General features: G+C 44.8%; 19 protein-coding genes. 11 read left to right on the top strand and 8 right to left on the bottom strand.

The window, feature by feature from the left end:
• Positions 1-18: 18 nt before the first annotated feature.
• From QXL29_07170 to QXL29_07155, 4 genes are all read left to right on the top strand, one after another.
• A complete protein-coding gene (locus QXL29_07170) occupies positions 19-1,485 on the top strand; it encodes a hypothetical protein (GenBank protein MEM2284373.1) in 1,467 nt (488 codons plus the stop codon).
• A gap of 2 nt (positions 1,486-1,487) precedes the next feature.
• Positions 1,488-2,609 (top strand): signal peptidase I, encoded by a 1,122-nt coding sequence (locus QXL29_07165; protein MEM2284372.1) that lies wholly within the window; start codon positions 1,488-1,490, stop codon positions 2,607-2,609.
• Entirely contained in the window at positions 2,581-3,228 is a 648-nt protein-coding gene (locus QXL29_07160) for a hypothetical protein (protein ID MEM2284371.1), read from the top strand. The genes QXL29_07165 and QXL29_07160 overlap by 29 nt, the downstream gene beginning before the upstream one ends.
• 246 nt (positions 3,229-3,474) lie before the next feature.
• The gene (locus QXL29_07155; protein MEM2284370.1) at positions 3,475-3,702 is read left to right on the top strand and encodes a hypothetical protein; all 228 of its coding nucleotides are present in this window, start codon (positions 3,475-3,477) and stop codon (positions 3,700-3,702) included.
• A gap of 55 nt (positions 3,703-3,757) precedes the next feature.
• Here QXL29_07155 and QXL29_07150 read toward each other — a convergent pair whose 3' ends face one another.
• Positions 3,758-5,128 (bottom strand): bifunctional hydroxymethylpyrimidine kinase/phosphomethylpyrimidine kinase, encoded by a 1,371-nt coding sequence (locus tag QXL29_07150; GenBank protein ID MEM2284369.1) that lies wholly within the window; start codon positions 5,126-5,128, stop codon positions 3,758-3,760.
• A 52-nt stretch (positions 5,129-5,180) separates the two neighbouring features.
• On the opposite strand from QXL29_07150, the gene QXL29_07145 reads away from it, so the two are divergent.
• The 3 genes from QXL29_07145 to QXL29_07135 all read left to right on the top strand — a co-directional run bounded on the left by QXL29_07145 (position 5,181) and on the right by QXL29_07135 (position 7,196).
• The gene (locus QXL29_07145; protein MEM2284368.1) at positions 5,181-5,966 is read left to right on the top strand and encodes a sulfide-dependent adenosine diphosphate thiazole synthase; all 786 of its coding nucleotides are present in this window, start codon (positions 5,181-5,183) and stop codon (positions 5,964-5,966) included.
• 11 nt (positions 5,967-5,977) lie between these two features.
• Positions 5,978-6,655 carry a thiaminase II gene (gene tenA / locus QXL29_07140; protein ID MEM2284367.1) on the top strand — a complete coding sequence of 226 codons (678 nt, stop codon included), beginning with the start codon at positions 5,978-5,980 and terminating at the stop codon, positions 6,653-6,655.
• Positions 6,656-6,761: 106 nt separating this feature from the next.
• On the top strand, positions 6,762-7,196 hold the full coding sequence (locus QXL29_07135) for a hypothetical protein (protein MEM2284366.1): 435 nt from the start codon (positions 6,762-6,764) through the stop codon (positions 7,194-7,196).
• A 63-nt stretch (positions 7,197-7,259) separates the two neighbouring features.
• Here the strand turns inward: QXL29_07135 and QXL29_07130 are convergent, their stop codons facing one another.
• Positions 7,260-8,288 carry a hypothetical protein gene (locus tag QXL29_07130; GenBank protein ID MEM2284365.1) on the bottom strand — a complete coding sequence of 343 codons (1,029 nt, stop codon included), beginning with the start codon at positions 8,286-8,288 and terminating at the stop codon, positions 7,260-7,262.
• Positions 8,289-8,355: 67 nt separating this feature from the next.
• Between QXL29_07130 and QXL29_07125 the strand changes: the two genes are divergently transcribed.
• Entirely contained in the window at positions 8,356-8,541 is a 186-nt protein-coding gene (locus tag QXL29_07125) for a hypothetical protein (GenBank protein ID MEM2284364.1), read from the top strand.
• Positions 8,538-10,004, top strand: coding sequence for a sodium:solute symporter family protein (locus QXL29_07120; protein ID MEM2284363.1), 1,467 nt, complete (start codon positions 8,538-8,540; stop codon positions 10,002-10,004). The genes QXL29_07125 and QXL29_07120 overlap by 4 nt, the downstream gene beginning before the upstream one ends.
• 32 nt (positions 10,005-10,036) lie before the next feature.
• On the opposite strand, the gene QXL29_07115 is transcribed toward QXL29_07120, so the two are convergent.
• Together QXL29_07115 and ahcY are read right to left on the bottom strand one after the other, a co-directional pair.
• Positions 10,037-10,333: a hypothetical protein gene (locus QXL29_07115; protein ID MEM2284362.1), complete on the bottom strand. Its 297-nt coding sequence runs from the start codon at positions 10,331-10,333 to the stop codon at positions 10,037-10,039.
• Positions 10,334-10,685: 352 nt separating this feature from the next.
• A complete protein-coding gene (gene ahcY / locus QXL29_07110; protein ID MEM2284361.1) occupies positions 10,686-11,939 on the bottom strand; it encodes an adenosylhomocysteinase in 1,254 nt (417 codons plus the stop codon).
• A gap of 163 nt (positions 11,940-12,102) precedes the next feature.
• Between ahcY and QXL29_07105 the strand changes: the two genes are divergently transcribed.
• Together QXL29_07105 and ppdK are read left to right on the top strand one after the other, a co-directional pair.
• On the top strand, positions 12,103-13,593 hold the full coding sequence (locus tag QXL29_07105) for a glycosyltransferase family 39 protein (protein MEM2284360.1): 1,491 nt from the start codon (positions 12,103-12,105) through the stop codon (positions 13,591-13,593).
• A gap of 88 nt (positions 13,594-13,681) precedes the next feature.
• Positions 13,682-16,609, top strand: coding sequence for a pyruvate, phosphate dikinase (ppdK, locus tag QXL29_07100; protein ID MEM2284359.1), 2,928 nt, complete (start codon positions 13,682-13,684; stop codon positions 16,607-16,609).
• A 49-nt stretch (positions 16,610-16,658) separates the two neighbouring features.
• Here the strand turns inward: ppdK and metG are convergent, their stop codons facing one another.
• Genes metG through QXL29_07080 form a run of 4 tightly spaced genes read right to left on the bottom strand, consistent with a single transcriptional unit; the run spans position 16,659 to position 19,349 of the window.
• Positions 16,659-17,003, bottom strand: coding sequence for a methionine--tRNA ligase subunit beta (gene metG / locus QXL29_07095; GenBank protein ID MEM2284358.1), 345 nt, complete (start codon positions 17,001-17,003; stop codon positions 16,659-16,661).
• Between the two features lie 34 nt (positions 17,004-17,037).
• The gene (locus QXL29_07090) at positions 17,038-17,430 is read right to left on the bottom strand and encodes a Zn-ribbon domain-containing OB-fold protein (GenBank protein ID MEM2284357.1); all 393 of its coding nucleotides are present in this window, start codon (positions 17,428-17,430) and stop codon (positions 17,038-17,040) included.
• Positions 17,431-17,436: 6 nt separating this feature from the next.
• On the bottom strand, positions 17,437-18,579 hold the full coding sequence (locus QXL29_07085; protein MEM2284356.1) for an acetyl-CoA acetyltransferase: 1,143 nt from the start codon (positions 18,577-18,579) through the stop codon (positions 17,437-17,439).
• Positions 18,576-19,349, bottom strand: a complete 774-nt coding sequence (locus QXL29_07080; GenBank protein MEM2284355.1) for a hypothetical protein — start codon at positions 19,347-19,349, stop codon at positions 18,576-18,578. Before QXL29_07080 ends, QXL29_07085 begins: the two co-directional genes overlap by 4 nt.
• Positions 19,350-19,438: the final 89 nt, after the last annotated feature.

Here is a 19,438-nt window from a genome sequence, read left to right as displayed (position 1 = left end):
TTAGCTTAGGGTGCTGTAATGAATGGTTGGTTAAGTCTACGTGTTCTTTTTGTCTCTATAATTTTCTTACTGAGTTTCCTTAATGTTTGCTATACGTCTGTCTATGTTTTTTACCCTGTTCAAGCTGTTTTTTATCCTCAGTCCCCGCCCGTGGTTTTTAGTGGTCTTAACGATTTCTTTGTTTGTGTTGACGTAATACGTTCTAGGAGGTCTTCACTAGTCTTCAGTGATTTCGAGTCTCTGCCTAGCGGGTGGGGGCGGCTGGGTGGTTCTTGGGCTATTGCTTCTGGCTATAAGGGTAATGGCCTCTTAGGAGTAGATGATAATGGAGGTCCAGGCGGCTCCTCAGTTTATTACTGGGATTCCTCAATATCTTCTTATGAGTGGTTGAGTGCTTCTGTTAAGGTTCGCAGGTACTCTGGTACTACGATGTGGATGGGGGTCTCGCTTCTCCAGCAACCTACTACCTCGTCTAGACTTTACGAGATAAGTGTTTACGTGACTGGCAATACAGGATATCTAGATATCTGGTATTATAATGGTAGGAGTTGGACAAGTCTATATAGGAGTGCTACGTCTTTCCCTGCTCCTACTGACCGCTGGTTTATTCTCTACATTAACTACAGTAGGAGCGCGGCAACGTCGACTAACTACATCTCGGCGGTAGTGTATAGTGTCGATGGTAGTGTTCTTGCTTCAGGGAGTGTTAGTGTGAGTGGTGGCAGATACTTCATCCCGTCTCGTGTTGGCGTGGATGTTGATGGTGGGCAGGCGGTATTCGATGATTTCGTAGTCTCTGTTTCAGACTCGCGTTACGTCTATGTTGAGGGAGCGCCTCAAGGCTTTACTCTAAGTTTATATGATGACTTAGGCAATAAAGTAGCTGAAGCTACGTCATCTGGTAGCACAACTAACCTAAACGTCTTGAGTGACGCAGTCGTTGGTAGGGGTTGGGGAGGAGTCTTCAGAATTTACGACGCTAGCGGCAACTTATGCCTAGCCAAGAACTTCGTTGACTCTATAGTAGGGAGTGATACTTATGCGTTGGTAGTTCACAGGATAATCACTACCTTCTATGATGAGGACACGCGAGCCGAGATTCAAATACTTTTCTCTACTTACCAGCTAAAACTACCTAAGACAGTTGTTCTCAGCGCGGTATCAGTTGATGACACGACCCCTTATTATGCAGGGATCATCCTATACCCTGGGCACTCCTTAATTCAGCCAGACCTGGAGCTAGTAATAGAAGTCTCTAACGGCACGAGCAGCGACTCTCTGTTAATTAGTGGTGCCTCACCGCCTGCAGGGCCTGTTGAGACTAGCTTAATTAAGATTGACTCGAGTACTAGTCTTAAGGTGAGTATTGAGGCTAGTAAAGAATCAACTAATAACTCCTCAAGACTATACCTAGAACTCGTTTATTGTGTCGATCCACAACTCAAGAGTGTCTGTGTTTACTATCCAGTCACTCTGGGGGTGTGAGGGTGGGTCGCGGTTCTACACATCTTATTACCTTGATTGTCGTGTTGTTTTTGTTTGCTTTAATACTGCTTAGCAGGTTTGTTTACTTCCCAGTAAGCTTATCACTAGTTAGTGGTTACTCGATGTATCCTTCTCTGAAGCCTGGTGACCTGCTCGTGAGTCTTCATAAAGACATAGCTAGTTACGGCTTGGGCGACATAGTAGTCTGGTGTAGTAGCCTTACTCACTGCACTGTTCATAGAGTAGTTGAGTTTAGAGGATACTACGTAGTAACTAAAGGTGATAACAACCCTTCTGAAGATCCTCCAATACCTGAGTCTTATGTTAGGTATAAGGTAGTCTTAGTAGTACCCTCTATTGCCTGGCTGTCTATATGTCTAGTGTTCGTGGGTCTATACCTTATTAGAGAGAAAGAGAAGATACTAGCGCTCATGAGAGATTTCGGGGACGTAGAACTAATAGTTTTCTCAGCCTTTATGGTGATTAACTTGGCTCTAATAGCTCTAGTGCCTATATATCACTTCACGACAGAAACGGTAATTGTCAAGCCATCTATAAGTTTGAGGAGTGTTGAGATACTTGATCCAGGGTCACTAATACTAGTGAGATACAGTCCTCAACACCTGAATATAGTTAACGTCTCTGGATGCTTGATCAAGGTAATTAATCAATTGATTGAGTGTAGAGCGTACGTGCTGTCCTCAGACAGTGTTGTGGTTATAGTGCCTCCCGAGACTTACGTGAGGGCTTACGAAGTCGGGGTAACCAGCTTCGAGACTCTAGTTAACTTAACACTAGATAAGGGTTTCTTGATAGGTAGCTACCCGCTACACATATCTTGGAGTAAGCTGAGAGTCTCAGTCAATGGGAGTTCTCTAGTATTGAGTAACCCCAATTACGTACCAATCAACATCACTTACGCTAAAGTAACTTACATGAGTTATGACGAGAAAGCAAGAATTCATAAAGTGATTCAAGTAGAGGAGCTCCAGAGTTTCGTAATAGGTCCTAAAAACACGCACACGCTACTCGTGGATAGTAGGGGGGAATACGCTTACGTGATGATCAAGTACGTGCTCCTAGGTGAGGAAGTTGTTGAGCAGAGAAGAATTGATTTTAGTTAAGAGGTTACGTAAGCTCGTTGTCTTAGCTTCTGCTTACTCCGTCTTTTTAGGACTCTTCACGATCTACTTAGCTATAACCCCAGTCTACGTGGTTGAGGGTGTTATTGAGGGGTATGTCGCCTTAACACATCATGAGCTAATGTTTTACGGCACTCCAGTTAGGTGTGACTCACTCTTCAGCGTGAGCTTCTTGTCTTTACTAGTACTCATGTTGAGCACGTACCTGATATTCGCGGGGGCGTTAACACTCTACTTATTCTTTAGTGGTAGAAACTTCAACGTGGGTGTCAGGTGGTTGTTTAGTGGGGCTCTCTCAATACTGGCTTTCTCAGGACTCTTCTTAGCACTCATTATTAAGGTATTATCAGCGGTCGTGACACAGCTAAGCATAAATTTAAATCAAGTGACTTCAGCAGGGGTTCTATACTTAGGCGCTTCCAAGGTCTCTGCGGTGTATCCTGCAGGATACTTGCTATCTCCCCTGACTGTACTTGTGATGACTCAAACTTACGTTATTTTAGCTGTAGCGACATACATACACATGATAGTGGTAGATGAGAATAAGCTGGCGAGGAGCTCGTTCTACAGGGAAATCAAGTACAGGGTAGTAGGTTCCTAAACAAGAACTTTGAGTGTTTCGGAAACCAAGAAGATCCTAAGATTTTTATTAGTTAATGTGTTGAGTTTAATTAGGTGATAGTAACTGACTTCATTAAGTGAGGGATTACTGCCTGCGATTCTGGGACTACTAAATGCTTTCTTAATCCTCGCTATAGTAGTCATCATACTTTACTTCTATAGGTGGTTAGTTATAGAGAAGAGAGCAAAGGCTCCTGCGCCCGCCCCGACGCCAGGAGTCAGGGAAGTGTTAACTGATAGAGAGGGACCAGAAGAGAGAGAAGCACTAACTACTCAGGAAGTTGCCGCAGCAGTTGCGGCGGTTAAGCACCATATTAAGTCTATGTTGGGGCGTAGCACGGGACTCCCCGAAGTTTTAAAGCCTTCCTCACTATGGGTCTTAAACTGGTTAAACGAAGTAACACAAACACTAGATTACAACCCCTACGTAAACTTAAGGACTCGTGAGCAGTAATTAGGTACTGCTATGGTCGTGAAGTGTTTGTAGCTCGAAACCTTTCTTTAGGTCTTTACTCTAGAATCCGCAGAAGCTTTTCTACTACTTCAGTAGCATTTCTGCCTAATATCCTTATCATAGCTTCTTTACCTACGTCTCCAGTATCGTATATGAGGTCTGGAACTCTCCCACCACACGTTCTTAGAGCTTCACCCACAATCCACTGAAGACTACTGCCCTCAACTCTCTTAGAGTATTCAGGTTCTTTCGTCCTATCAACTCCGACAACTAAATAACCCAACTCAGTAGCTCTCTTCACGTACTTCTCGTCATACCTTACGTTGATCGCTGCCCTAATCTCATGACTTCTCTTCAAGACCTCAATAACTAGTCTGGCTAGATGTGATGACGCGCCAAACTTAACAGGGCCTACAGCCTTAACGCTACTCCCGTACCTTACTACCCTACCCACGACCCCCGCGACGTCCTCAGTCCCTCTAACATAGTGTGCTGGTATACTCTCCACTAAATTCATGCCCACTTCAGGAACTGCCTCACGAATTCTCTCAGAATTTCTGAGTAGTTTTTCTAGTGCTTCCTCAACTCTTAGTAGGGTCAAGTATTTGTGTGCGGGTATCTCAAGCCACGCTACCGGGTTGACTGGGCAGTGCCCCCTACCTACCGTCACCCCGAAGTCTATAGCCTTAGTCACGAATTCTTTGGCTTTAGCTACTGCGTCAAGAACGCTCAGCCCCTTAGCTAGGTAAGCAGTTATAGCGGCAGAGAAGACGCATCCAGTCCCGTGAGTACACGCGCCGCTAATTCTCGGGCTACTTAAGATGTGGTACTTACCGCCCCAGTAGAGGACGTCTACAGCTTCAGCGCCTCCCAGGTGGCCACCCTTAACTACTACAGCTTCACAAGAGTATTCTTCGTGGATCTTCTTAGCTGCTAGCTTAGAGTCTTCTAAGTCTTTTATCTCTATTCCCGAGAGGACTTCTGCCTCGGCCTTGTTTGGAGTAACTACCTTAGCTTGAGGAAGCAACTCCTTCTTCAGAGCTTCAACAGCGTCTTCTCTAAGCAGTCTAGCACCACTCTTAGCTATCATGACAGGATCTACTACTAGAGGAAAAGAAAACTCCCTAACTGCTTTAGCTACAGAACGTATTATGTCGCTATTGCTTAACATGCCTGTCTTTCCAGCATCGATACCCATGTCTTCAGCCACAACCTTAACCTGCTCGTAGACTACTTCAGGAGGTATGTCATGTATTGCAGTAACCTCGTAAGTGTTTTGTGCTGTCACACTCGTGATCGCGGCCGTCCCGTGAACTCCTAAAGAAGCAAAAGTCTTTAAGTCTGCTTCAATCCCTGCACCACCGCCTGAATCGCTACCAGCTATCGTGATAGCAACTCTCCACGAACGATTACTCAAGACGCTCACCAGTAAAACTTAATTATTAAGGTTTTTATTCTTTAGTGATAATTGAGTACTGGTGAGTAAAACGGAGCCTCTAGAGTCAAGAATTTCTAAAGCTATATGGAGAGCTACTGCGGACGACTGGCTAAAACTAGTAAACACAGACGTCGTGGTAGTTGGTGCGGGTCCCTCAGGCCTTACAGCCGCTAAATACCTAGCGAGCTCAGGTCTCAAGACTGTAGTGTTGGAGAGGAGGTTAAGCTTTGGCGGAGGCATAGGGGGTGGCGGGATGTTACTGCACAAGATAGTAGTTGACGCGAGAGCTCTGCCCATACTGAGAGAATTTAATATTAGATACGATTACATGAGTGATTACGACCTCTACGTGCTAGACTCTTCCGAACTCATGGCAAAACTAGCAACCGGAGCTATAGATGCTGGAGCTAAGATAATACACGGCGTCACAGTCGAAGACTTAATAGTTCGTGAGGAACCATTCAGGGTTGAGGGTGTAGTGATACAGTGGAGTGCTGTGTCTCTAGCAGGACTACACGTAGACCCTCTCTTCATCTACTCTAAGACCGTAGTAGACGCTACAGGGCATGACGCTGAAGTCCTCAAAATAATTGAGAAGAAAAACCCCTCTGTAGGTATTAGGTTACCTGGTGAGAGGTCTGCTTACTCGGAATTAAGTGAACTGAAAGTCGTTGAAATGACTGGCAAGGTTGTTGAAGGTCTTTACGTGGCTGGAATGGCTGTCGCCACGCTAAAACACCTCCACAGGATGGGACCCATATTTAGTGGCATGCTACTCTCGGGTAAGAAAGTAGCTGAAGAAATACTGAAAACATTAAGTAAGTAGGGTTGTTGGCCGTGAAAAAACCCTCGGAAATTCTGTGGGAGGAAGTAAGAGAGATTTTTAATGCGATAATTAATCACCCCTTCATAAGAGAGTTAAGTAGTGGCTCGCTAGACGAGGAAGTATTCAAGTATTACGTAATTCAAGACGCGCTATACTTAGACGAATACTCACGAGTTCTTGCAACGCTTGCGGGGAAAGCGCCTAAGGAGGAGTGGGTTAAGGTATTTGCTGAAGACTCGATAGCTATACTAGAGTTTGAGAAAACACTCCATAACTACTACTTCAGGGTCTGGGGCATTACGTCCGAGGACCTCAGAAAGACACCGCTAACACCGACTAATGCAGGGTACGTGAATCATTTATGGAGAACCGTCTTGTTGAGTGAGTTTCCCGTGGGTGTGGCTTCAGTTACTCCTTGTTACTGGATATATTTTGAGGTAGGTCGTTACCTAGAGGAGTTAGGGTCTCCACACGAGCTCTATAGTAAGTGGATATCACTTTATTCTTCTAAAGAGTATGCTAAGTATGTTGAGAGAGTCTTAGAAATACTTGATGATGTCTTGAGTCCTGCGAATACAGACCTCTGGTCTAGATCTCTAAGAGCTTTCAAGCTGAGCTCAATATATGAGTACATGTTTTGGGACTCAGCATACCGGAAAGAACGCTTCATATTCAATTACAACACTTAAGTTCCCTAGCCTCAGCACAAAGCAACATAAGGCGCCTATCCATGCTTAAACTTTAGGGTGAGTACTTAATAAAGAAGCTAGCTCAAGATTATCTTGGTGTAATAAATTGAGTCGTTTGCTGCCTACTTGCTTGGTCGTAGCAAGTCTTATTCTACTAGCGACTTTAGTTAGAGTTGGTGCAACCAATAACGTAAGTGGGAGTCCAGACACTCTTTCTGACATAATCTCAGAACTCATGTCAAACCCGAAATTCTACACTTCATCATTCATTCAGTTCTTGATGGGGTTCTTAGTCGGTTACTTCTCATTTAAAGTGATAAAGTACGTGATAGCACTACTAATCACGCTAGTTATAGGGTCGTTCCTCTCCGTGTGGAGTCTCGGAGACTCACTGACTACACTGTTAAGCAGACTCTTCCCCGAGGTAGTTAATGCCATGCCATACATACTCACAGCTCTTCAGACGTTAGGTATAATAATCGTGGGTCCCATCGCCGCAGGCTTCATAATCGGGGCTCTCGTAGGGCTTGTGAGGAGGTAAGTTAATTCACGTAAGAAAATGAAGACTTTTTCTCCTTAATCAGGTGAGAACACCCATACTACCTCATTCTTCTACTTCTAGTAAATCACCTAATATAGTATTAATGCTCGGTATCTCTATAGGTATTCTGCTAGCGTACCTATAGAGTTCTACCCTACTTAAGGATGGATTCACTCTATATTCTCTCAAACTATCTGCTACGACGTCTCTTGGTATACCTACTTGCAGAGCGTACCACTCAACCCACTTCTCGGGGGCTTTCACGTACTCTTCTAGCGATTCTCTATAAATTCTGCTTAATGCGCGCCTCATCTCTTTAGGTACAGTATTAGAGGCCGCCAGCGTGCAGCAATACGTCACACCAAGTTCCTCACTCCTCAGAACCTCTCTATACCCTATTTCTTCCAGCCTCCTGTATATCGGGTGCCATACAACGACATATTTAGCCGCGCCAGTATAAGCCGCCTTAAGGATTTCTTCAGGACTTCTGAAATACTTAGTTAACGTGTCTGTAGGTATTATCCCCTCTCTCGTAGTTAGTGATCTCACTAGGTCCATAGTAGATAACTCACTAGAGTACGTTGTGTGAGCGTTGACAGAGTCTTTCACTAACACTTTAGAACCCCCGTAAGCACCCCCACCAATCATTTTAAAGTCCTTGAAAACTGCGTAGAAGTATAATTGAGTTATTGCGGGTGTCAAAGCCAACTCAAGATCTCCGAGCACTAAAGCCTTAGTAGCCTGTACAGAACTCGCGAAAACAGATATCTTTATAACCGCGTTGAGCTTCTCCTTAACTTTCTTAGCAAAAAGAGATAAGAAAGGGTACTCACTAGACCACACAATACCTACGTGAAGAGTCTTTAGCCTACCGACAGGTTCACCGCTGAAATCAAGTAGCTTAACTAGATACTGACTACCAACCCTAACTCTAGTCACTAAGCCCTCGCGCTCGAGCTCGCTAAGAACTTCTGATACTCTGCTCCGAGAAGTTCTTAAAGACTTATGTAAGTAGCTCTGCGGTACTAGCTCGCCAGCCCTCGCCCTGAGAGCTTCTAACACTTTTTCCCGAACTCTAGGTCTGGGAGGCATTTTCTCTAATAAACAGTACTAGTAAAAGCTTATATTCTGTTATCGAACAATTGTTCGGGGAAAACTAATGAAGTCTCGCAGACTGAAGACCCCTTACGTCATATTAAGTGTTGCTGTTGTGATGCTTTTCTACTTAGTACCTTACTTAAGACTTAGTAAGGTCGGTAGTCTAGAACTAGCCGTGTTCTGGTCTATCACTACCCTGGCCTGGCTAATAGTAACTAACTTGTTGCTCATGAGGGACCTCATATGAATGACTTACTACAGATATTTGCTCTACTGCTAATAGCTTACGTTTCTTTAGGTTCATTGATAGCTTACTTTTCTAGGCGCTACGGTGTAAAGTCTAGTAAAGACTACTTTGTATCTGGTTATAAGCTCGGGTGGTTCTTAGCGTCTATGACTTACGCCGCAACAACTTACAGTGCTTTCATGATGGTAGGGCTCGTAGGGCTAACGTATTCTAGCGGAGTTGGTGCTTTAGGCTTCGAGTTGGCGTACTTGTTAGTGACAGTAATTCTATTAGCGGTTTTAGGACCTGCTGTATGGGCTATGGCTAGAGAGAGGAAGTGGGTCAGTCCGTCTGAGATGCTCTCAGACCTCTATGAATCTAAGTTGGTGGGGTACGCCACCGTAACGATATACCTGGTCGCGATGATACCTTACGTCGCGGCGCAAATAGTGGGTGTAGCAGCAATGTTTGAGAGTCTTGGTGTTGGGTATGAGGCAGGTATTCTCGTGATGAGCTTTTTGACGCTTGCTTGGGTAGTGCTGGCGGGTATGTGGAGTGTCGCAACTACCGACGCTTACCAGGGCTTGTGGATGTTGAGCGCCGCTATACTCTTAGTGTCTTTGCTGTTGAGTCAGGTAATACCTTCATCAGGAGTTACGTTGAATCAAGTTTTGGAAGTCTTAAGTGAGAGAGGACTCTTAGGAATAACAGAGTTCTGGACTCCACAAACGTTTCTAGCTTACACGATACCGTGGATATTCTTCGCCGCTACTAATCCGCAAGTAGTTGTGAGGTTATATGTGCATAAAGACATGCATTCTTTTAAGAAGTCAGTACTGCTATTCTCGGTTTTTGGTTTCTTATATACTATCGCGGTCGTCTGTGTAGGACTCTTAACTAGAGGTCTGACAGAATTAGGTCTTTTCGAAGTTGTTAGTAGGTCGGATTTAGTGACTCCAACACTAGTCTCAAGACTTCATCCAGTGTTGGCTTCCTTCATATACATATCAATATTAGCTGCCGCCGTAAGTACTGCTAACTCGATAATACTCACAGTAGCTTCCTCGTTTGTTAGAGATTTGATAGAGAGGAGAGGCGTGAGTAGCGTGAACGTACTTAAGTTATCTAACACCATAGTAGCACTACTAACTATCGCCTCAGCTTACCTAGCTTACACGAGACTAGGCTTCGTAGTAGACCTCTCGGTCCTCACATCCGTCTTGCTACTACCTCTAGCTCCCGTAACCATAGCTGCCTGGCTAGCACCACACAAGAGTAAGTGTGGTGCGCCAAAAAAGGCGGCGTTGCTGTCTTTATTGGTAGGAACACTCACGGCTTTCATCTCCGCACTAACACTAGGACCTAGAAAAACATTCCTGACATCATATTACGGTCTACCGATATCCGCTATAATACTGATCATGACGTCAATCATAGTATTCGTAGGCTACACGATACCTGAATTAAAGACAAGACTAAAGTAGGATAATAATTATTTTCTTGTATCTATACAATCTTACGAAGCTCTACGCTTAACAAGATAGAATACGAGGAGAGCCACACCGATTATAATGAGGGTCAATCCTGCCAGGTTAATGCTTTGTTGTGGTTGGTCAGGCTGAGTAAGAGCACTCTCTAACTCTGAGAGAAAACTAGTGAGTGAGCTGACAGGTATTTCAATACCTGATCTAGTTTCTTCAAGATATACTACGACCACGTCAGTTACGTTACTTGATATAAGTCTATCCCAGAACTCAGTATCTGCTACTCCTCCTATCACTACAGCTACCGGAGATCCGTTGACAAGAACCATCGTATGCGGTACCGCATTAGCGGATTTTTCACTTAGTCCGTACCTAATCTCTATCATAATTAACTTAGATAAGAGATTCGCCCCTTTGTTATCCTCAATCCAGAAGAAGTAGTATTTATCTTTGTAATTACTGTCAAAGAAGTCGTGTAAGGCTTTGCAGAAGGGACAGGTTTTAGAACCGAATGTTATTAAGCTATATCTCGTTAGGCTGTTGTTCTCGGCAATAGCTACGTTCACTAAAATGAGGTAGCAAACTAAAAGCGCTGTTAGTGAGTATGCGAACTTCTTATTAGTGTGATTGAGGTTGTTCAGGACTGCTCCCCATGTCTATCGTAGTATTAAAGTTTATTAATTATGTTCCGTACTCCCAGGAAGTCAAGTACGTTATTTGCTCTTCTGTCAGCTTATCTATTTCTATGTTCATTGAAGCTAGTTTGATCTCAGCTATTCTCTCGTCAATACTTCTTGGTAATACGTAAACCCGCTTCTCTAACTTTTCTCTACTACTAATTATGTACTTAACTGCTAGTGCTTGGTTGGCGAAGCTCATGTCCATTACTTCACTCGGGTGCCCCTCTGCCGCTACTAGGTTGACTAACCTGCCCTCACCTATTAAGTAGAGTCTCCTTCCGTCAGGGAGTAAGTACTCTTCTAGGTTAGGCCTCACGACCCTCTTACTAACTGAGATCTTCTCTAGGTCTTCAACACTTACCTCAACGTTAAAGTGTCCTGCGTTAGCTAGTATAGCTCCGTCTTTCATAATCTTAAAGTGCTCTTCTCTAATCACTCTCTTATTTCCTGTAGCTGTGACGAAGACATCTCCTATCATGCTGGCTTTACTCATCGGCATGACTTCGAAGCCGTCCATAACAGCCTCTAAAGCTCTCACAGGATCTACTTCAGTCACTACTACTCTAGCTCCCATGCCACGCGCTCTCATAGCTATTCCCCTACCAACCCACCCGTACCCAGCAACAACGAAGACCTTACCTGCTAGGAGGATGTTCGTAGCTCTGAGTATCCCGTCAATCGTTGACTGTCCCGTACCGTACCTATTATCAAACATGAATTTAGTTAGTGAGTCGTTGACTGCTATCACGGGATATAAGAGCCTCCCGCTCTTCTCGAGCGACCTTAACCTATTAACGCCTGTAGTAGTCTCTTCAGTACCTCCCCAAACTCTAGAACCTATGTCTCTGCGTTCGCTATGTAGGTACGCGTGCAGGTCCGCGCCGTCGTCAATAACTATTTCAGGTTCTGAAGAAGCTACCCTAGATATACATTCGTAGTACTCGCTAGGTGTCTGACCTCTCCACGCAAACACGTGAACGCCTTCAGTAGCTAGAGCTGCGGCGACAGAATCTTGCGTGGAGAGGGGATTACTCCCAGCCAGCCAAACCTCAGCACCACCACCAACTAAAGTCTTAATTAAGACTGCAGTCTCCTTAGTTACGTGAAGGACAGCAGCTACCCTAACACCACTTAAGGGCTTTTCTCTCAAGAACTCGCTTCTAATCCTCATCAAGACAGGCATGTGTTTCTCAGCCCACTCAATCTCTCTTACCCCGACCTCACTCAACCCTAAATCCGCGACTCTAAACATAATCGCCAGCCTAACACACTAACTATATAAGAGCTTATAACTTAGGATAAAATCGGTGATGACAACCTCCGACACGGACCTCAGTGGCGAAGCCCTGCGAAACTGAGTCTCTAAGTTCTCAGGCTTTATTTGGGCATCTCACACAACTTTATTAGTGGTTAGAGTGATGTCTTTAAGGTTAAGAGAACGGCAAGTCAAGATATTAGCGTTAGCGTTGATCGTCGCGTTACCACTGACTTACGCTTACCTGACATACAGCTACGCTGCCGGGATATCCGATTACATATCTGATGAGTGCTGGTATGCGAGTGCTGCGAGAAATACTCTCACGAAGTATCTGGGATTAAGACCTCCCTCAACGTCTGCTGGCAAGGTTGTCGTGACTGTAGAGCTTGTTAAGTCATCGATAGAGAGCGAGTACTTGAAGACTGTCGCTGACGTTAAGAAGTACATAGTATCAGACCTTAACGGGAGCTTAGTGAAAGACGAGTCATACTACAAGTTTAAATCAGACGGCAAGTTTCTCTCAGCGTTATGTGCGGAGATTAGCCCGGAACTACTCAGTAACCTGAGTTCACACCCTAGCGTCAGGAGAGTCGCGGTAGGTTACTGCTACCCGAACGCTGAAGGCATTCTCGACTACATGAACTTCGAGCACCCCCCGCTAGTCAAGTACTTCATAGCTCTTACTATGATTTCAGTCGGTGACTCCCCCTCGCTATGGAGAATACCGTCAGTGATTGCGGGCGCTTTAGTTTTAGTAGTTATATTCCTCATATTTAGGGAAGTAATAAAAGACAGTACTTGGCTACTTTTAGGCTTCACAGCCGCGCTAATAACAGCTTTCGACAAGACTTTCAGGTCTTTGAGTATGGTCGCTATGCTAGACATCTTCGTTTCGCTATTCACTATCTTAACCTTATACTTCACTCTGAGAGGTAAGCTGAGTCTTGCGTCAGTCTCTATAGGGTTGGGTTTCGTAAGCAAGTTTAGCGGGGCTTTCCCAGCACTACCGGCAACCCTCTACTGGGTAAGGAGAGACAAGCCTGCTAAAGTCTTCTTACTAATTATTTACGTGCCTATAGTGATGTTAATAATTTTAGGCACTCCATACATCTTGAGAGACGGCTTCCTCCAGTGGTGGTCTTCCTCTGTTGAGGGGGCCTTCAGGTGGCACTTAAGCGTTAAGACTACTAACGGGCCTCCTCAGGCAATGCCTTGGGACTGGCTGATAGGCAGGAATCCCTTCCCACTCCATTACGTGTGGGACCCGAGTAAGGGAGAATTCGTGGCAGACTTAATAGCTTCCGGCAACCCAATCTTATACTTGCTTACAGCGGCTCTCTCAATACTGGTTATCCCAGTAATAAAAGACTTACCAGACAGAGGTGTTAGCTACTCGTTTACCTGGCTCACCTACCTAACTTACGTAGCATTATGGTTGCTGGGCGGCAAAACACAGTACAGCTTCTACTCTGTGCAGGTAGTCCCCCTATTCTACGTGACTCTCGTGATGCTTATATACTACCTGATAACGCCGCACACGAAAATCCTTGATGTCTTGAGGAAGTGGAGAGAAATAATAAACACTATCAGCATGTGGCTAGCTGGTGAAGTCTCTATAAGTCTCAAGCTAGTCGTTAGTAAGAAGGAGTAGTGTTTCCAGTAGTACTAATAAATCATCTCAGCATAAACTAGTTTTAATTTAAAAGCTTGAGTAAGTAATTACACAAGAGTGATATGATATGAGTAACAAGTACGTTTATGGTTTTGAAGAAGCTGACTGGAAAGACAAGAAGCTATTAGGAGGTAAGGGAGCCTCACTAGCGCAGATGATTCAGTTAGGTCTTCCAGTACCTCCAGGCTTCATAATAACTACTCAAGCTTGTAGAGAGTTCTACGTGTGTAGGCGTGAAGAGATTGAGGCAATAGTTAAAGAGCTTGAGAAAAACCCGCCGCCGCAAGTAAGAGACCAGTTAATCAAGAGAATATGGGACATAATAAGAGGTATGGAGTTACCTAACGGCTTAATGGCGCAAGTAAGAGAATACATGAAGAAGCTGGAGGAAAAGACAGGTAAAGTTTTCGGCTCTCCTGAGAACCCCCTGCTAGTGTCTGTCAGGTCTGGTGCTGCTGTCTCCATGCCCGGCATGATGGACACAGTCCTTAACTTAGGAATAAACGATGAGGTAGTTAAGGGACTTGCGAAACTAACAGAGAATGAGTGGTTTGCTTATGACGCGTATAGGAGATTCTTAGCGATGTTTGGCAGGATAGTTCTCGAGATTAATGAGGAGCTATTTAATGAAGTCTTCGACAAGTATGAGGAAGAATTTAAAGAGCAGGCTGAGAAGCTCTACGCGAGTGAGTTAGAAGCTGTTAAGGCTAAGTATCCCAAATATACTTTAAGACTTGACGCTCAGCCACCTGCAGACGTGGCTCCCAGACTATGGAAGCTCTCAGTAGAGTACTTGAAGAAAGTTGTTGAGGAGTATAAGGAAGTCATTAAGAGTAACTGGGGTGAGTTTCCTCAAGACCCGTGGAAGCAACTAGAACTCGCGATAAAAGCTGTTTTCAGGTCTTGGATGAACCCGAGAGCTATATTCTACAGGATGGCTAATAACATAACCCCAGACATAGCTGACTGCACCGCCGTCAACGTCGTGACTATGGTCTTCGGCAACATGGGCTGGGACTCAGGCACTGGTGTTTACTTCACTAGAGACGTTGCTACGGGCGAGAACAGACCTTACGGCGAGTTCCTGCCTAACGCTCAAGGAGAAGACGTAGTAGCGGGTATTAGGACCCCGCTAAGCTTAGAAGAGCTCAGAGAAAGGATGCCGGAGATATATGATGAGCTAATAAGAGCTGGCAAACTACTTGAGAAGCTGAATAAGGATGTGATGGACATAGAGTTCACTATAGAGAGAGGTAAGTTATACTTCCTCCAGAATAGAGTAGCTAAGATGACTCCCGTAGCTAGAGTTAAGACTGCTGTTGAGCTAGCTGAGGAAGGCGTAATAACCAAGGAAGAAGCGATAATGAAGGTCTCTCCAGACATAGTACTGAAGCTACTCTACCCGAGAGTAGACCCTAAGACTAAAGCAGATCCTATAGCTAAGGGATTACCTGCCTCACCAGGAGCTGTAAGCGGTGAGGTAGTGTTCGACCCTGACACAGCAGTCCTTAAAGCCAGGGAAGGCAAGAAGGTCATTTTAGTTAGGGTTGAGACAAAGCCTGACGACGTACACGGCTTTTACGCAGCCGTAGGAATACTGACTTCTAAGGGAGGCATGACCTCACATGCTGCGGTGGTCGCTAGAGGTATTGGCAAGCCAGCAGTAGTTGGTGCTGAAGCAATTAAGATAGACTACGAGAGAAAGGTGTTTGAGGTCAACGGTAAGATAGTTAAGGAAGGAGACTGGATAACGATAGATGGAAACACAGGCAACGTGTATGTAGGCAAGATACCGACTGTAGAACCTGAAATAATACCTGAGCTTGATAAGTTGCTTAAGTGGGCTGACACCATCAGAAAGCTAGGCGTTAGAGCTAACGCTGACGTGCCTGAAGACGCGTTCATAGCTAGGAAGTTCGGGGCTGAAGGCATAGGATTACTGAGAATCGAGAGAATGTTTAGAAAGCCAGAGAGACTTGAAGCTCTCAGAAACGTGATCCTCTCTGAGACTAGGGAAGCTAGAGAAGAACACCTGAAGAAATTAGTCGAGCTGATTAAGCCAGACTTTAAAGAAATGCTTAAGATAATGGACGGACTCCCAGTAGTGATAAGGTTAATTGACCCGCCATTACATGAGTTCCTGCCAGCACCGGAAGAAGTACTGAAAGAACTTTACGAGGTTAAGACAGCATACCTGGAGTTAAATAACTCTCAAGTAGCTAAGGACTTAACCCCGAACGTAATTAAAGAGCTTGAAGATAGAGCAAAGAAGCTTGAGGCATTATACAAGAGAGTATCTACTCTCAAAGAGCATAACCCGATGATGGGTCACAGAGGTGTTAGGGTGGGCGTAACGTTCCCTGAAATCTACTACTACTTGTCGAGAGCCATGCTTGAGGCTGCTGCAGAGTTAAAGAAAGAAGGGTATAAGCCAGTCCTAGAGATAATGATACCTCAGGTAGCGCACGTTAACGAGGTTAGGTTCGTTAAGCAGAGAGCTATAATACCAGCAATAAAAGACGTAGAGAAGGAGTACGGTGTCGACTTAAGCGACGTCAAGATAGGCACTATGATTGAAACAGTCAGAGCTTGTTTGACTGCTGGCGAGATAGCTAAGGAAGTAGACTTCTTCAGCTTCGGCACTAACGACTTAACGCAAGCTACGTTCAGCTTCAGCAGAGACGATGTCGAGAATAAGTTCATGCCACAATACCTAGAGTACGAAATACTGCCTGAGAACCCGTTCCAGACAATAGATGTGGTCGGGGTTGGGTCTCTAGTAGAGCTAGGGACTAGAGAAGGTAAGAAAGCTAATCCAAACCTTGAAGTAGGCATATGTGGCGAGCACGGTGGCGACCCAGAATCTATAATGTTCCTACATAAAGCCGGCTTAGACTACGTCAGCGCATCACCCTTCAGAATAGTTGTGGCTAGGCTGGCAGCAGCTCAAGCAGCTGTCTCAGAAAAGCTAGGCAAGACTAGCGCTTCAGACTAAAAACGTTAGGTCTGGCTATTTTGATGTGCTGGATTTGTTCAATTACTAACTAACATATTTTAGTGCCTGGATTCACGGGCTTCTCAACAGTCAAGATTACAGGTACTTCCTTCTCGCCACACCCTGCTGCCAGTAACATGCCCTGAGACTCAAACCCCATCATCTTTTTTGGTTTTAAGTTAGAAACTACTATGATGTACTTCCCTACCAGGTCTTCAGGTTTATACCACTCAGCGAGGCCCGCTATTAGCTGTCTTTTCCCTTTCTCACCTAAGTTAACTATCAACCTGATTAGCTTCTTAGAGCCCGGAATCTTCTCAGCACTCTCGACTAAGCCAACCCTCAAATCTAGCTTCTGGAAGTCTGAGAAATCCACATACTCGGGTGAACCCAATTTGAACCACCCAACATAAACCTACACCGCGAGTTTATAACCTAAGTGGCTTAAACTTAATCACGTAAGGAACTCCACCATCGATAGTCTCTGCAGACCTCCTCACAGTAGCGACAACTCGCATACCGATACTCATTTCTTCAGGCTTAACATCCACAACTTCTGACAACACTTTAGCGTCACCCAGCTTAATCAACGCTATTACTAGTGGTGTAAACTCTTCGAAGCCCTTCGCAGGCACTTGAATGACTGTATAGCTCAGTACCTCACCCTCGCGCGGCAACTTCTCCTCTCTTAGTTCTCTAGAGCCGCATACAGGACACCTAATCTTAGGAGGATATGTTATGTAGCCGCATACAGGACACCTACTCGCAATTAAGTTGAGTATAGTGTTCTTCAGCCTCCATACTCTCTGGAGAGTAGTCATAGCTCGTCACCTCCTCAAAATTATCGTGGTTACGTTAGATCCAGTACCCCCTATGTTCTGAGTTAAGCCTACTTCAGCAGGTACTGAGACCCCAGGAAAATCTCCTCTTAGTTGCATTACTACCTCAGCCAGCTGGTAAATTCCGGTAGCACCTACTGGATGCCCCCTCGACTTCAGACCTCCTGAGAGGTTTATGGAAGGCTTATCGCCAGGACTGAATCGCCCCTCGCTCCAGGCTTTAGGCGCCTTACCCCTCTCAGCAAATCCTATCGACTCTATGCTTAAGGCTGCTGTAATCGTGTACGCGTCATGTATCTCGGCGACCTCCACTTCTCTTAAGCTTATCTTAGCCATTCTTAAAGCGTTCTCTGCAGAAACTCTAGAAGCTAGTAGGCTGTCGAGTTCTAGCCTAGATGATAAGTCTACACTATCTATAGAGTTACTCACACCAGCTATGCTGATAGGCGTGTCTGTAACGCTCTTGACTTCCTCACTAACTAGAAACGCGGCTGACGCCCCGTCACTTAGTGGGCAGGAATCGTAGAGTCTTATCGGGTCTGCTATGATAGGAGACTTCAAAACGTCGTCTAGGGTTATCTCATTTCTTAACTGAGCGTACGGGTTCTTAGAACCGTTTTTATGCATGAGAATAGACCAATAAGCCATCTCCTCATACTTAATCTCGTATTTATTCATATAGTATCGCATTAGTAGAGCGTTCAACCCAGAGAAAGTAATGCCATAGAGTAACTCGTAGTCTGCGTCAGCCGCGTAAGCTAACCCTCTAATCACGTCATTTGAGGGTCTCTCATAGAGCTTCTCTACACCCACGACAAGCACTCTGCTGAAGAGGCCTGAAGCTACTAAAGAATATCCTGTCATCAAGGCTACGCCGCCAGACCCGCACGCGCCCTCAACCTTAAACCCGCACGCTCCTCTAAGGCCTATGTGATCGCCTATGAGTGACGCAAGATTCTCTTGCTCAACTAAAGAACTCAGCATATTACCTACCACGATTGCTTCAGGCTTTTCATTACCGGCCTCCTCAATAGCCTTAAGAGCTGCCTCACCGGCTAAGTCTCTTAAAGACTTATCTACGTGTTTGCCTACTCTAACCATCCCTACCCCGGCTACGTAGACCTTCCTCAACTTAAATCACCAACACACTTCATATGAAGTATTATAACGCCCTCAGAGATGGTGCCTCCTACGTAAACAACTTTCTCGTTAGCAGAACACTTCTCAGCAATTTTTATTAAAGCTACTGCCGTACCTAAGTTCACGTCATAACCTTGCTTCCTGAGCTCCTCAGCTATTGAAGAATCTGCCTTCTTTAACTTGAGAGAAGATAGCACTCTTTCAAGAAGTCTCGGATTGCGGATAAACCCATTCACTAAGCTTACGTGACCGTTTTTAACTCCTCTATACTTAGTTAGTTTGGAAAGTATCTTAGCCGCCGTAGTTACCGAGGCTTCCGTCACGAGCTCATTCAGAGCTTTCTCATCAACTATCTCTGTTTTAAGAAAACCTAGAAACTCTTTCCTTAACTCATACTTAGTTATCTGTATTCTGCCTCTGTTGTTGATGAGTATGCTTACTGCGCCGGCCGGCGGCTTACTACTCACTACCGTGAGGACTGATGGAGCGTTCTTCAAGCTATAGTAAAGACCCTCACTAACAGACTTGAAAGTAATTACTGAGGGGTTCTCTACGTTTAGTAAGTCAAGAACTATACTGAAGTCTATGTTATCGCTTGAATCACTAACAAAGACATACGTGCTATCCCTTGACGAGCTCAACTTACTTAAAGTCTCGTAAGACATAGTTATCTCGTCCTCGTCTCGACCAGGCTTAGGCAACTTAGTTTCTTCATCTATTGAAGAAGGTATATACCTCCTCCACTCTCTCAAAGCCGGCAAACACCAACACCCCTGAAAGAAGATGTTAAGACCTTCTTTTATTGTTTAAGTCTACATTAATCAATTGTCTAAATGAAAAAAGCTTTAGA

Source organism: Zestosphaera sp. (genome assembly GCA_038843015.1).
GTDB lineage: Archaea > Thermoproteota > Thermoprotei_A > Sulfolobales > NBVN01 > Zestomicrobium.
This window is presented reverse-complemented; position numbering and strand designations above follow the sequence as displayed.

Coding starts and splice junctions, on each gene's coding strand:
- QXL29_07170 (MEM2284373.1), top strand. CDS start 19: ATGAATGGTTGGTTAAGTCTACGTGTTCTTTTTGTCTCTATAATTTTC.
- QXL29_07130 (MEM2284365.1), bottom strand. CDS start 8,288: ATGCCTCCCAGACCTAGAGTTCGGGAAAAAGTGTTAGAAGCTCTCAGG.
- QXL29_07125 (MEM2284364.1), top strand. CDS start 8,356: ATGAAGTCTCGCAGACTGAAGACCCCTTACGTCATATTAAGTGTTGCT.
- QXL29_07120 (MEM2284363.1), top strand. CDS start 8,538: ATGAATGACTTACTACAGATATTTGCTCTACTGCTAATAGCTTACGTT.
- QXL29_07115 (MEM2284362.1), bottom strand. CDS start 10,333: ATGGTTCTTGTCAACGGATCTCCGGTAGCTGTAGTGATAGGAGGAGTA.
- QXL29_07105 (MEM2284360.1), top strand. CDS start 12,103: ATGTCTTTAAGGTTAAGAGAACGGCAAGTCAAGATATTAGCGTTAGCG.
- ppdK (MEM2284359.1), top strand. CDS start 13,682: ATGAGTAACAAGTACGTTTATGGTTTTGAAGAAGCTGACTGGAAAGAC.
- QXL29_07090 (MEM2284357.1), bottom strand. CDS start 17,430: ATGACTACTCTCCAGAGAGTATGGAGGCTGAAGAACACTATACTCAAC.